This is a genomic window from Bacillus sp. NPDC057893 (assembly GCF_042796455.1).
GTDB lineage: Bacteria > Bacillota > Bacilli > Bacillales > Bacillaceae_G > Bacillus_A.
Genome location: NZ_JBHVNG010000002.1, coordinates 72,652 through 85,516 on the forward strand (window position 1 = coordinate 72,652; position 12,865 = coordinate 85,516).

The 12,865-nt window shown below is 34.5% G+C and carries 15 protein-coding genes; 10 read left to right on the forward strand and 5 right to left on the reverse strand.

What is annotated here, in order from left to right; genetic code table 11:
* Positions 1-82 precede the first annotated feature (82 nt).
* From ACFVQC_RS09030 to ACFVQC_RS09040, 3 genes are all read left to right on the forward strand, one after another.
* Complete coding sequence (locus ACFVQC_RS09030; RefSeq protein ID WP_377891277.1) at positions 83-949, forward strand: ABC transporter permease subunit; 867 nt, start codon at positions 83-85, stop codon at positions 947-949.
* 1 nt (position 950) lies between these two features.
* Positions 951-1,955 carry an ABC transporter permease gene (locus tag ACFVQC_RS09035; protein ID WP_377891279.1) on the forward strand — a complete coding sequence of 335 codons (1,005 nt, stop codon included), beginning with the start codon at positions 951-953 and terminating at the stop codon, positions 1,953-1,955.
* Between the two features lie 139 nt (positions 1,956-2,094).
* Complete coding sequence (locus ACFVQC_RS09040; RefSeq protein ID WP_377898181.1) at positions 2,095-4,017, forward strand: ABC transporter permease; 1,923 nt, start codon at positions 2,095-2,097, stop codon at positions 4,015-4,017.
* A gap of 36 nt (positions 4,018-4,053) precedes the next feature.
* Here ACFVQC_RS09040 and brnQ2 read toward each other — a convergent pair whose 3' ends face one another.
* The 4 genes from brnQ2 to ACFVQC_RS09060 all read right to left on the reverse strand — a co-directional run bounded on the left by brnQ2 (position 4,054) and on the right by ACFVQC_RS09060 (position 6,749).
* Entirely contained in the window at positions 4,054-5,370 is a 1,317-nt protein-coding gene (gene brnQ2 / locus ACFVQC_RS09045) for a branched-chain amino acid transport system II carrier protein BrnQ2 (RefSeq protein ID WP_377898182.1), read from the reverse strand.
* Between the two features lie 218 nt (positions 5,371-5,588).
* Positions 5,589-6,158: a spore coat protein CotJC gene (gene cotJC / locus ACFVQC_RS09050; protein ID WP_377891286.1), complete on the reverse strand. Its 570-nt coding sequence runs from the start codon at positions 6,156-6,158 to the stop codon at positions 5,589-5,591.
* 103 nt (positions 6,159-6,261) lie between these two features.
* Positions 6,262-6,525, reverse strand: a complete 264-nt coding sequence (locus ACFVQC_RS09055; protein ID WP_002150382.1) for a spore coat protein CotJB — start codon at positions 6,523-6,525, stop codon at positions 6,262-6,264.
* Positions 6,526-6,533: 8 nt separating this feature from the next.
* Entirely contained in the window at positions 6,534-6,749 is a 216-nt protein-coding gene (locus ACFVQC_RS09060) for a spore coat associated protein CotJA (RefSeq protein ID WP_377891289.1), read from the reverse strand.
* Between the two features lie 108 nt (positions 6,750-6,857).
* Between ACFVQC_RS09060 and ACFVQC_RS09065 the strand changes: the two genes are divergently transcribed.
* The 5 genes from ACFVQC_RS09065 (at position 6,858) to ACFVQC_RS09085 (ending at position 9,248) form a co-directional block, all read left to right on the forward strand.
* Positions 6,858-7,244: a VOC family protein gene (locus ACFVQC_RS09065; protein WP_377891291.1), complete on the forward strand. Its 387-nt coding sequence runs from the start codon at positions 6,858-6,860 to the stop codon at positions 7,242-7,244.
* 272 nt (positions 7,245-7,516) lie between these two features.
* Positions 7,517-7,798 (forward strand): YkvA family protein, encoded by a 282-nt coding sequence (locus tag ACFVQC_RS09070; RefSeq protein WP_000733843.1) that lies wholly within the window; start codon positions 7,517-7,519, stop codon positions 7,796-7,798.
* Positions 7,799-7,809: 11 nt separating this feature from the next.
* A complete protein-coding gene (locus ACFVQC_RS09075) occupies positions 7,810-8,415 on the forward strand; it encodes a DedA family protein (protein ID WP_377898183.1) in 606 nt (201 codons plus the stop codon).
* A 105-nt stretch (positions 8,416-8,520) separates the two neighbouring features.
* Positions 8,521-8,889, forward strand: coding sequence for a DUF3992 domain-containing protein (locus tag ACFVQC_RS09080; protein ID WP_377898184.1), 369 nt, complete (start codon positions 8,521-8,523; stop codon positions 8,887-8,889).
* Positions 8,890-8,909: 20 nt separating this feature from the next.
* Positions 8,910-9,248 (forward strand): DUF3992 domain-containing protein, encoded by a 339-nt coding sequence (locus ACFVQC_RS09085; RefSeq protein WP_016094718.1) that lies wholly within the window; start codon positions 8,910-8,912, stop codon positions 9,246-9,248.
* 64 nt (positions 9,249-9,312) lie between these two features.
* Here the strand turns inward: ACFVQC_RS09085 and ACFVQC_RS09090 are convergent, their stop codons facing one another.
* Positions 9,313-9,732, reverse strand: coding sequence for an S-Ena type endospore appendage (locus ACFVQC_RS09090; protein ID WP_377891299.1), 420 nt, complete (start codon positions 9,730-9,732; stop codon positions 9,313-9,315).
* Between the two features lie 305 nt (positions 9,733-10,037).
* Between ACFVQC_RS09090 and ACFVQC_RS09095 the strand changes: the two genes are divergently transcribed.
* Positions 10,038-12,500 carry a LamG-like jellyroll fold domain-containing protein gene (locus tag ACFVQC_RS09095; RefSeq protein ID WP_377898185.1) on the forward strand — a complete coding sequence of 821 codons (2,463 nt, stop codon included), beginning with the start codon at positions 10,038-10,040 and terminating at the stop codon, positions 12,498-12,500.
* An 80-nt stretch (positions 12,501-12,580) separates the two neighbouring features.
* Complete coding sequence (locus ACFVQC_RS09100; protein WP_000391508.1) at positions 12,581-12,784, forward strand: hypothetical protein; 204 nt, start codon at positions 12,581-12,583, stop codon at positions 12,782-12,784.
* Positions 12,785-12,865: the final 81 nt, after the last annotated feature.

Genomic DNA, 12,865 nt, shown 5'->3' on the forward strand with positions numbered 1-12,865 from the left:
ATTTTTTTATGTTTGAATATTTACAATTCAGAAAATTAAGAATAATATTGAGGGGTAAATCATAGAGAGAGAAGGGGGAAAAATGGTCAAAAAAGTATTTTTGAATGGGATGGAAATGACGATTCAATTTATTATTTCGATTTTGGGGATTATTTGTTTAGGGGCACTGCCGAAATTATTTTATGGATTTGAGCTGGATGTATCAGCGTACATAAAAAGTCTAAAAGAAGTATTTGCGAAATTAATGGATATTTCCAATATGCAATATGCAAGTGATAAATTTTTGTTTCCACAGTTGTTTGTTCATTATAAAGAAACAATGGTTATTTTCTTGGCTGCATTTTGCATTTCATTATTGGTAGCATTTTGTATCGTTTATATGATTATGAGTAGTTCACCGCGTATACAACATCGAATTAAATCATGTCTCATCTTCCTAGAATCCATTCCAGACATTCTTCTTATTTTAGGATCACAAATTTTAGTTATATGGTTTTTTAAACAAACAGGTTTTTTACCTTTTCAAATTGCGGCAATAGGAGGCGAGTCGATTAGAGGATTGCCGATATTTTGTTTGAGTATCCCGACTACGATTATGTTTGTAAAACTGTTAGTGCTCCGCTTTGAAAATGAGCTAGAAAAAGATTATGTACTATTTGCTAAGGCAAAAGGGTTGAATCGTTTTCATATTTTAAATCGTCATATTTTGCGAAATGTGTTGCTTAGTACACTTTTCTTTGCGAAAACGAATGTTTTTTTTATGTTATCAAATTTATATATTATAGAATGGATTTTTAATACGGGTGGTATTTTTATGTTTTTGAAAGCATATCCGGATATTAGGATTGAGATTTTCATCGTTAGTGTGCTGCTTATTTATATTCCGATTTTTATTCTATTTAAACTGTTTCATTACCTAGTTCCAGCTGCGATGAAGGAGAGATTATAATATGTGGACGTATATAAAACGTGATAAAAGATTTTGGATAAGCATTGGATTTCTTCTCATATTAGTTCTTTTGAGCATCGGAAATACGATATGGAATGATGGACAGATTAAAAAAGTTACACTGCAATATGATGCGGCTGGAAATCCAGAGGTGCCACCGTTTTCACCTTCATTACAATTTTTACTCGGGACAGACAGGAAAGGATATGACCTTTTACATTTAGTCATTGAAGGCGCGAAGTGGACGATTGGTATATCTATTTTAATTGCGGCACTTAGAATGGTAATAGGTGTTTTTTTCGGTGTAGTGCTTGGAACATATATAAAAAGAGGTTTTTCGAAGATTGAGGCTTTTTTTGATAGTTTCACAGTTATTCCGACAGTTATGATTGCGTATTTCTTTCTTAAATCTGTGAATAGCTTTAAAAGCGGAGTCGAAACAACAACCTTTTTTGAAAGAGCTTCATTTCAAGTGATATTACTTGTATTGCTTGCGATGCCAGTTATTGCACTGTATGTTGCGAAGGAAGTTCGTAAATTACAAACGGAAGAATTTATTGATGCCGCGCGCATATTAGGTGGATCAAGAAGACATATTGTTATAAAGCATCTTTTTCCGCATCTCTATATGACGTTTATACTCGTATTTCTTCAGCAGTTTACGCAGACTCTTACTATTTTACTGCACTTAGGGTTACTAGAAGTATTCTTTGGTGGAACTGTTCAGTTTTTAGGACCGGTAGAAGAAATAGACTCTTACACGCATGAATGGTCAGGTTTAATTGGAGTCTATTTTAGATCTTTAACAGTGCATCCATGGATTCCTCTCGTCCCAATTACATTTTTCGGGCTTACTATTTTTTCAGGAAATATGATTGTAAAAAGTATAGAAGAGGCGATGATGAAAGTAAGGTTAGGGGGAGAGATAAAGAAGACAGTTGTAGAAGAAGAACAATCTGCTGCGCAGTCAAAAGAAGAGTTATTTACTTTTAAACATACGATGTGAAGAGCCTAGGAAACTAGGTTCTTTTATTTTGTTATATTACAATATCGTAAGAGAGGTGTAATGAAAATCGATAGGGAAGAAATAGAATTTCGTATACACTTCATGTATAGAGAAACGCGAGAGCAGGTGAAGGTATACGATGGATTTTTTAGAAGTATCAAAACGTAGTATAAAACGAAATATTAAAGATTATTTTCTATACTTTATTTCGTTAGTAGGCAGCATTATTATTTATTTTACATTTGTATCGATTAAACGAAATGAAAGTGTAGTAGCGCTTTTGAAAGAATCGGATAAAGTGGAAACGACATTTACGTTTGCACAAATTTTGTTGATTATCTTTTTAGCGATTTTTATTTTTTATTGTAATAGCTTCTTTTTGCGAAAGAAGAAAAAAGAAATTGCGTTATACAGTTTATTAGGAATTCGTAAAGAGGAAATTGCTAAGCTACTCTTTTATGAAACATTATTAGTTGGTGCTGCGGCAAGTGTATTAGGTATTATTTCTGGTTTATTTATAGCGAATATATGTGCAGGGCTTCTTGTGAAGTTAATGGGAAGTGCGTTTACTTTTACATTTACGATTTCATTTTTATCTATAGTAGAGGTCCTTATAACGATAGGTGCGATTTTCTTTATTGCATCATGGAAAAGTAAAAAGTTAATTTATGAGCATCGTTTAGTTGAATTACTATATGGTGAAAATCAGAAAGAAGAGGCACCTACGTATTCAAGTAAGAAGGCAAAACGAGCGATTGTTTTATTAATTACAGGTTATATAATTGTGTTACTCACACAAGTTTTTGGATTTGGAGCAATCTTTATTACAGGTCTACTTATTTTTGGGTGTATTGTAAAAGGTACGTTTTTACTATTCGAGCAGTATACAGTGAAATCACTCCATAAAATAAAGGGAGATAAAACGAAATATTGGAATGGAACGAACATTTTATCAATTTCTTCCTTGTTCTTCAGAATAAAAGGAAATGTAAAGATGCTTGCGCTATTATCTTTATTAAGTGCAGTGACACTATGTACAATTGGAATTAGTTCTAGTATGTATTATGGGGCGCAGAAAACGGCGACATTAATGAATCCAGTTAGTTATGAGTATGTAACAACTGGAAAGGAGTTAGATAAGAAAGTTAGAAAAGAAATTCAAAAACATGAGTTAGGAATCAAAAATGAAACGTCTGTAGCTATGCTCTCTATGAAAGGAAAGATAGAGGGAGAACAAATACTAACTGGGTACTTAATAGGGAATGGTAATGTACAAGTTATAAAAGTGTCGGATTATAATAAATCAGCTTCTATGTTAGGTAATAAACAAGTTATTCTAGGTTCTGAAAAGGAAGTTGTTTTATTAGATCCGTATAAATCATATAACATAGAAAAGAATTCGCTTGAAGGAAACGACGTATCCTTCGAAGGGATGAAGAATGGTATAACAATCGTTGATCATCGTGAGGAAACAATCGTGAGTGCGAAACTTGCACCAGTTGGACTTGTTGTTCAAGATTCGTTATTTAATAAGCTGCAGCAAGGAAATGCTGTTTCAACAGTTAGCGGATTTATCGTTGAAGGAAACGGTAGTAGAGAGCTAACGAAAGAGTTAGGGACTATCCTATCTAAGGAAGCAAAATTCCAATCCTTTGAAGAGGCGAGCGAATCTGAATTGCAAGATGGTGCAGTGTTATTATTTGCTAGTGTATTTTTAGGGATTGTCTTTATTCTTGCAACGGGTTGTATTTTATACTTTAAACAAATAACAGAAGCGATGGCAGAGCGACCAGCTTACGAAATGTTAAAGAAAATTGGACTAACGAAAAAGGAAGCAATAGAGTCTGTAAGAAAGCAAGTAGGTGCAATTTTCTTAGTACCATTACTCCTTGCGATTTGTCATACATTCTTTGCATTTTTAAGTTTGATGGGCTTTACAGGAATGTTCGAATATAGTCTTCCGTTACTAGGTAGTATAGGAGTGTATGTCATGATTTACTTTAGTTACTATATGTTAACGGTTCGATCGTACACAAATACAGTATTCAGCGATAGAAAATAAAAAGAAGCAAGCATGGATTTCATGCTTGCTTCTTTTCTATTTTGTAGAAACTTCACCTTCAGCTTCTGTTTGCGGAACAAAGTATCCGATTATACCACCAATTATTGCTGGAACGATCCAGCCGATTCCTAAGTTATAAAAAGGAATTGTGTGTACGATATTAGCGATAAATCTTGGTATCATTCCCACATTATCAAGTGCATGAATACAGCTAATAATGAATGCCGCGATCATCGCTCCGATATAGACAGAAGGTTTACGTTTCGTATATTTATCAATAAATGATACGAAAATTAAAATGATTGTAATTGGATATAAAATAATTAATACAGGTAATGTAATTTTAATTAATAAGCTTAAGCCTAAGTTTGAAATGATGAAGCTAAAGATACAAACGTATAGTACCAGTTTCTTGTATGAAACATTCGTTAACACTGTTGCGAAATAGTTTGCGAATGCACTTACAACACCGATTGCAGTCGTTAAACAAGCAAAGATAATTGCGATACTTAATAAAACATTCCCGCTTGTCCCAAAGAATTGATACATAACAGTAGCTAATAGCTGACCGCCGTTTTCAAATTGTCCTAAGTTCCCGTTTGAAGCGCCAATATAACCGAGTAAGAAATAAACAATTGTTAAGAAAAGGGCAGCAATGCTTCCGCAAATAATTGTATATTTCGCAATCGATTTCTTATCTTGTATACCGTTTTGACGAATTGCATTTACGACAATTGTTGATAATACGAGAGCTCCGATTGCATCTAAAGTTAAAAATCCTTCAAGAAATCCTTTGAAAAAAGGGATGTCTTTGTAGTCACCGATAGGCTCAGCGAATGATCCTGGTGAAAGAATTGCTTTTGTTGCCATAATTGCAATAATTACAAGTAAAATTGGCGTTAATATTTTTCCGATATGATCTACTAATTTGGATGGATTTAATGATAAGAAGTAGACGACTGTAAAGAAAATAGCACTAAAAACTAACATAGAATACCATTGGTCCGGGAAGAGTGGTGCGATTCCAATTTCGTAAGATACAGTTCCAGTTCGTGGAATAACAAATAGTGGGCCGATTGAAAGATAAATAATGATAGCGAATACTGCTGCGAATTTTGGATGAACACGGCTTGCTAAAGTATTAAAACTACCACCGGCAAGGGCAACAGCGACGATAGCTAGTAAAGATAAACCGACATCTGTAATAATAAATCCTGTAATGGAAACCCACATATTTTCTCCGGAAGAAAGGCCGAGAAGGGGCGGGAAAATCATATTACCAGCACCGAAGAAAACTGCGAATAGTAATAAACTAATCGAAAGTATTTGCGCTGGTTTTAAAGTTGTACGCATATAAAAAAAATCCTCCTAATGAGTGTTTTTGTCGAAAATTCAAATAATTTGTCGAGTAACTGTTATTATTTTAAAGGTCTGATGACTATAAAGCAAGAAGGAATTTTATAAATATTAAAAAATAATGCATTAAATTGAATAAATATACTATTTATATGTTAATTAGGAAATATTTAACTTTGTAACGTAAAAAAACACATATCGCTAGGATATGTGTTTTAAAAATAAATTTGCCTATCACGTTCTTCTTTTAAAATTTCTACAGCCTCTCGGAAACGTTGAGAATGGACAATTTCTCGTTCACGTAAAAAGCGTAAGCTATCATTTATATCGGGATCGTCTGATAAATCAATTAGCCATTGATAAGTCGCTCGTGCTTTTTCTTCAGCTGCAATATCCTCGTATAAATCTGCGATAGGATCTCCTTTCGCTTGAATGTAAGTGGCAGTAAAAGGAACACCACCTGCATTATGGTAAAACAAGGCGCTGTCATGATTCGCATAATGCGCGTCTAATCCGGCAGCTTTCATTTGTTCAGGTGTTGCATCTTTTGTTAATTTATAAATCATTGTAGCAATCATTTCTAAATGTGCGAACTCTTCTGTACCAATATCGGTTAGTAAGCCAACGACTTTATCAGGAATTGTATAACGTTGATTTAAGTAGCGAAGAGCAGCGGCTAATTCACCGTCCGCACCACCGTACTGTTCAACTAATAATTTTGCGAGTTGAGGATTACAGGTGCTTACTTTCACCGGATATTGTAATTTCTTTTCATAAATCCACATAGTTTCTCTCCTTTATCCCGCTATTTGCGAGCAGTAAGACTCCTATCTCAAAATTCGGTTGGAGCCCTGCTGTTCGTAACCTCCCACTGATTAAAGTTTCACTTTATATTTGCCATGGCCACGGTCCTTTGCTCCATTCCCATGGAGCGTTAGAATAACTATTTCCAAATTGCTGAAGTGGCCCGTATTTTTCTTCAATTCTTTGTTTTAATACTCTTCGTTTATAGGAGAAATCATTGAATTGATTTATAGCTGCAATATCGTCGGGATGCGTATCTAAATAGAGGGTAAGTTCAACTAATACAAAGTCTAGCTCTTGTAGTTCTTCAATCCATTTGTAATATTCATCAGGCAATGTTTGTGTCACGTTTTTATTCACCGTCCTTTTTTGTAAGGATTTTCATAATAATCATAAAATGCAGGCCATAAAGTCCCTTTTCTTAAAGCTTCTTTTGGCGAGAATTGGGGTAAGTTAGGTGGCTGAAAGCCCATAAATAGGTGGGGGGGAGTTGAGTAATATTTCTTTCCAATTGGAGGGCAAGGATCGTTTGGGCTATGGTAAGGTATGTAGGATTTCATATATTTATCCACGTTACACTCCTCCTTTATAAATGAAATATTCATCACTACGTATTGTATTCGTACATAATTGTAAATTATGACTCATATAGAAAACTAATAGAGACAGGGGGAGTGCGGATGGGAAGTATTACAACATGTATTGTATTAGAATCTAAAAACTTAAAGGAAACATTATATTTTTATGAAGGAATTCTAGGATTTAAACCGAGCAAGGAGAGGCCACAAATACGTGTAACAGGTGTGTGGTATGATATTGGTTCAACGAGAATTTGTTTTGTTGTAAACAGGGGACTGGGAGAGCATAGAGAGACTGTTATATCATCAGTGAAGGAACTATTGTTAAAAACTACAAATATCGAGCGGTTAAAGAAAAAGTTAGAGTTTTATCAAATATCATTTGTAGAAGAGCGCCATGGTGAAGAAGTAAGAATAATTTTCTATGATCCGAATAGTTATAAGCTCCAAATTGTCTCAAAAGAGAATATGGAAGAAAGTCTTTTTTGATTTTATAATCGTAATAGGCAATGTAAGTAATGAAAAAAATATTGACAAGCCCCTCCAAATATCTTAATGTGATTGTATAAAATTGTGTATATAAAGGGGAGTAACTTATTACAGTAAAGTCGTCATTACAGGGAGAAACCCTCGGCTTTATTGGCAACGATTCGTTGTTAGTGAGACCTTTACCAGCAATGGTAAAGGCCCCTTATTGTCTTTTTAGGACCCTTACCATATTTGGTAGGGTCCTTTTTGTATACAAAGAGAGGAGATAGAAAATGAAAAAACTTATTAGTAGATTAAGAGTTGTATTTCATGTCCGCCGTTTTGTTCCATTTTTATTTGACTTTTTTACTTCAAAAGAGGTTTCCATAAAGAAGAAAATCTTATCTATTGCTTTTTTAGTTGGTTACGTTGCTATGCCGCTCGATTTAATTCCAGACTTCCTGCCGTTTATCGGTATTTTAGATGATATTGGAATTGTGTTATTCATTTTGAACCGAATTGTAAAGATGGCACCAGTTCAATTGCAAGAAAAGCATAATGTGAATATAGGATAGGGGTTAAAAGTATGGAGCAAATTATTTTAGATATAATCGAGTATTTAAAGCAGTTTTCTTATTTTGGAGTTGTGTTAGCTTTAACTTTTGAGTTTATTCCAGCAGAGGTAGTTTTGCCGCTTGTTGGGTATTGGGTGTACGAGGGAGATATGAATTTTTGGCTTGCGGTGTTAGCCGGAACACTTGGTGGAACGACAGGACCATTAACGTTATATGCACTCGGTTATTACGGTGGTCGTCCTCTGTTAATAAAATACGGGAAATACTTCTTTATTAAAGAAGAACAAATTCAAAAAGCAGATGATTTCTTTGAGAAATATGGGCCGGTTGTAGCATTTTTAGGACGCTTCATCCCGGGAGTTCGAACACTTATTTCCGTTCCATGTGGTATGGCGAAAATGAATATATGGAAATTTAGCATATATACATTTGTAGCAATGTTCCCGTTAACGACTTTGTATATTTATTTTGGAATGAAATTAGGTCCGCATTGGGAAAAAGCAGGGGCTATTGTTGGGGAGTACATGTTACCTATATTAGTCGTTGTCCTTGTAATTGTGGCTTGTATCTTAATCTATAAATATATGAAAAAGAGGGGCAAAACGGAATCTATTTAAAGATAAAGGCGCATAATTTTTGGTGAATATAGATGAATAATACAGGCAAAGGACTCTGAAGGACATACACATATAGGGAATAAAAAAGAGAGAGGGGAAACAACTATGTCTTGTGAGTGCTCAGGAACAGCGTTAACGTGTTGTCCAGATAAAAATTTTGTACAAGATAAAGTGTGTAGTCCATGGTCAGGAACTGTAGTTGCAACTGCAATTACAAATGTGCTGTATAACAATAATATTAATCAAAATATGATTGGAACAGGGTTTGTTAGGTATGACGTCGGGCCAGGTCCAATCACGCTGACAGTTTTAGATGCAACAGGAGCTACACTTGATACACAAACATTAAATCCTGGAACGAGTATTGCTTTTACGTACCGTCGTTTTCAGACAATTGAAGTAACTTTACCTGCTGGAACAGCTGGAACATATCAAGGAGAGTTTTGTATAACAACACGTTATCCACTTTCATAAGAGAAAAGGAGAGGACTAAGATGTGCAATTCTAACTTATCATGCTGTTCCAGTAAAACACTTGTTCAAGATCAGGTGTGTATAGATTGGGCTGCTACTGGTGCGGTAACTGAAACGGTATATACGAATAATATTACGCAAGATTTGTATGCATCTGGTTATGTAAAATATGATGTAGGTGTAAATCCAATTACAGTAAACTTTCTAGTGGGAGCGACAGTAGTTAATACAATTACTGTACAACCACAAAGTAGTGGCTCTTTTACAGTAAGGTATTTTACTACTATTCAAATCGTAACAACAGGAACGGCAACGAGCCAAGGGCAATTATGCCTTACGGTACGTTACCCGATTTCATAAGGAAAAGCATACCGTAATGGTATGCTTTTTTTATATAGTTTGTAAGTTGAGGTAGTAAAGAATTTTATAAACAAAATGAGAATTGGCAACAATATTTTCCCTCTATATATTGAGTTGGGTTATTTGGAATATTAATGATTGTCACAGATTGTAATGATTGACCTGTATATGACATTGTGTTGCCAGGATAGACAGTAAAATTATTTGTCACCTGCCCAATAATTTGAACGGTAACCCCTCCAGTACTACTAGTGCTATTATACACAGAAATGGTACCTGATATTTTAAGTAAACCATCTCCTTCCCATAAAACTAATGTGGAATTTTCAGAAGGTGGAGGGATTTCTTTTGTTATAAAAAAATTACCAGCAAATTCATTCGTGACTAGTTCACAGCTTGGTGGTTTAGGTGGATTAGGTGGATCGTAGGGAGGGCAGATGATAGATAAAGGGGCATAGCAGCCGATATTTTTTTTACAAGCCATTAATAGTTCCTCCCTTCATAGCTACTATTTATTACTATTAAATGTTGTAAAGCGATAGGTTGTGTTAATAAAGGGGCGAAAAATTTCACGAAAGATGTTTAATAGGCTTACAGCTCATAATAAGTTATGAGAGTCTGTAAGACAAAAGGTGGTTGTATAAGATAATACAAGTAATGTGGGATGTCACACAAAATTGACTGTATATTTACAAAACTTAAATAAATTTCATTCTTAGTTTAAACGAAATTAATATGCGTTCGATACAATAATCATTGTAATTAATTCATTATATGAGGAGGATTCACGTGGAAAGAACTGCTTTACGAAAAGTAAAAGGCCTTATTGGATTATTGATGGTTTTTGTATTAGCTTTTGTATCATTGCCGTGGAATACACCAGTCAAAGCGGAAGAGAAAAAACAAGAAAAGTCGCCAAGTGAGAAGAAGCTTGTTTTTCCAGTTGTAAGTGATGTGCATATTAAAGATAATGAAACGGATGGTATGTTCCGCTGGAAACGAGCGATTGAGCAATTTAATACGCTGGCAACAAAGCAAGATGCGTTTGTCATTGTAGGTGATTTTACTGATTCGGGTTCAGTAAAGCAATATGATCGTTTTATGCAAGTGTATAATGACAATGCAAATAAAGATGCGGTACGAATGAATTCTCTAGGTAATCATGATTATTGGAACGGTTTATCTGTAGAGGGAGCGCAGAAGCGTTTCTTAGAAAAGACAGGAATGGAATCGATTTATTATCATAAAGTGGTAAAAGGCTATCATTTTATCGTAATGTCTCCAGAAAATGAAACGACACATGGGTATTATTCGGACAAGCAAATTAATTGGTTAAAAGAAGAAATGGCAAAGGCACAAAAAGATGATCCGGAAAAACCGATTTTTGTGTTTTTACATCAACATATTAAAGATACAGTGTACGGTAGTCAAGAATGGGGAACGAAAGATAGTGCGAAAATTAATGCGGTATTAAAAGAATACCCACAAGTAATTACGTTTTCAGGTCATTCACATTATCCGTTAGATGATCCAAGATCGATTCATCAAAAAGACTTTACGTCTGTTGGAACATCTTCTGTAAGCTATATGGAAGTTGAAGGCGGTAAAGTACAAGGGAATATCCCACCAGGAGCTAGTACATTAAGCCAAGGTTTATTAGTAGAGGTAGATGACAAAGAGGTAACAATTAATCGCCGTGATTTCCATACAAACTCTTGGACAGGTGAGCCTTGGAAAATTAAATTACCAACGAAAAAAGAAGGATTCAACTATGTAGAAGATCGTGATAAAGAAAAGCCATACTTTGCGAAGGATGCAAAGCTTGCTGTATCAAATGTAACGGAAAATGCGGCAACAGTAACATTCCCACAAGCGTTGGACAACCTTCTTGTTCATTCTTATCGCTTGCAAGCAAAGGATAAACAAACAGGTGAGATTAAAAATAAGTTATTAGCATTCTCAGAGTTTTATCGTGATCCAGTGCCGAAAGAACTTACATTTACACTTGCAGGATTAGATGGCGGGAAATCATATACACTTGAAGTAGTTGCAATTGATTCGTTTGGCAATGAAAGTGCGCAACCGTTAACGGCAGAAATCACAACGAAAAAAGATAATATTGATCCGAATGTGAAAGTACCAAAGGCAGACGTTTTTGATGTGAATTTCTTAGATGGTACATTTAAAGATAACTCACCGTTTGGAACAAAAGGTGAGGTGAAAGGCAATGTATCTATTGAATATGATAAAGCGTTGAAAACAAATGTAATGAAATTAAATGGAAAAGCAAATACATTTGGGTACCTTCCATTTTCAGCAACACAAAAAGAAAAAGTAGCAAATACATTCACATTAGAAACTGTATTTTCAATGAATGAAATTCGTGGACAAGGAATTTTGCAAAATACAGAGAGTGGTGGAATTGGTTTTGAGTCTACAGGTGATGGAAATGTAGAATTGTGGGCTCATATCGGTGGTAGTTATAAACGAGTTGGAACTAAATTAGAAGCCAATAAAACATATCATTTAACAGGAACGTATAATGGAAGTGAAGTAGCAATTTATGTAGATGGTAAAAAAGTAAATAGTCAGCCAGCTCAAGGGAAAGTATATCATCCGAACGTACCATTTGCACTTGGTGCAGATCCAGATAGCAATGGAAATGGTGGCATTCCGTTAAATGGACAAATTGCGTTAGCAAAATTATATAGTAAAGCATTAAGTTCTTCAGAAGTAGTAGCAGCATATAACGAGTTTTCTAATCGTACAAAGTTAGAGCAAGTAAATACGTTATATGAAGAGATTGGAAAAGTGAAAGAAGTATTGGCAGGTACTTATGAATTTGGTGAAAAGCCAGGTCAATATTCTCAAGAAGCTTTTAAAGAATTACAAAAAGGCTATGACAATGCAAAGAAAGTGTTTGAGAATATAGCGAGTACAGGTGAACAAGTTGTTCAAATGTATAATGAATTAAAAACATCAAACCAAACATTTGTACAATCAAAAGTGGCAGAAGAACAGCCAAAAACACCGAAAGAAAAATTACAAGTGAATGTTGAATTTGCAAAAGCTTTAGTAAAGAAAGCGCAAGATGGAAATATAAAAGACGGTTCAGTTAAATCATTAAGTCAAAAAATCACTGTTGCAGAAGCTGTGTTAAAAGATAAAAAGGTAAAAGATGAGTATGTAGAATCAATGAATCGTACGTTAGAGAATGCTATTTCACTTGTTGAAAAAAGTATCAACAAGTAAGGTATAAGAAAAAGAAGCTTATCATGATAGGCTTCTTTTTTGTTATACTAAAAGTAGTATAACAAAAGGGAGCGAATAATTTGGAAGAGAAAAAGCTAAAAAGAATTCTTGAATATGTATGGATCGCCGTCGTGCTCCTTGTAGGATATTATTTATTAAAAGATAAAAGTATATGGGTTCTATTTTTAATGACATTTTTATTAGCGGGATTAGGAACGCTATTTATTAACTTTTTCTTTGATAGTGTAAATGCGTGGAGGAAGAAAAAGAAGGAGACGAAGTAAGGGGAAATACGTATGCAAAAGTTGCAGGTTATGTACTTACTTGCATCGGTATATTTTTCAGTTTACAATCGTTAACTAAAA

What these genes read in the sequence shown, in the direction of transcription:
- ACFVQC_RS09035 (WP_377891279.1), top strand. Translation starts at nt 951, where the DNA reads ATGTGGACGTATATAAAACGTGATAAAAGATTTTGGATAAGCATTGGA.
- ACFVQC_RS09080 (WP_377898184.1), top strand. Translation starts at nt 8,521, where the DNA reads ATGTCTTGTGAGTGCTCAGGAACAGCGTTAACGTGTTGTCCAGATAAA.
- ACFVQC_RS09075 (WP_377898183.1), top strand. Translation starts at nt 7,810, where the DNA reads ATGGAGCAAATTATTTTAGATATAATCGAGTATTTAAAGCAGTTTTCT.
- ACFVQC_RS09085 (WP_016094718.1), top strand. Translation starts at nt 8,910, where the DNA reads ATGTGCAATTCTAACTTATCATGCTGTTCCAGTAAAACACTTGTTCAA.
- ACFVQC_RS09030 (WP_377891277.1), top strand. Translation starts at nt 83, where the DNA reads ATGGTCAAAAAAGTATTTTTGAATGGGATGGAAATGACGATTCAATTT.
- ACFVQC_RS09090 (WP_377891299.1), bottom strand. Translation starts at nt 9,732, where the DNA reads ATGGCTTGTAAAAAAAATATCGGCTGCTATGCCCCTTTATCTATCATC.
- brnQ2 (WP_377898182.1), bottom strand. Translation starts at nt 5,370, where the DNA reads ATGCGTACAACTTTAAAACCAGCGCAAATACTTTCGATTAGTTTATTA.
- ACFVQC_RS09065 (WP_377891291.1), top strand. Translation starts at nt 6,858, where the DNA reads ATGGGAAGTATTACAACATGTATTGTATTAGAATCTAAAAACTTAAAG.
- ACFVQC_RS09070 (WP_000733843.1), top strand. Translation starts at nt 7,517, where the DNA reads ATGAAAAAACTTATTAGTAGATTAAGAGTTGTATTTCATGTCCGCCGT.
- cotJC (WP_377891286.1), bottom strand. Translation starts at nt 6,158, where the DNA reads ATGTGGATTTATGAAAAGAAATTACAATATCCGGTGAAAGTAAGCACC.
- ACFVQC_RS09040 (WP_377898181.1), top strand. Translation starts at nt 2,095, where the DNA reads ATGGATTTTTTAGAAGTATCAAAACGTAGTATAAAACGAAATATTAAA.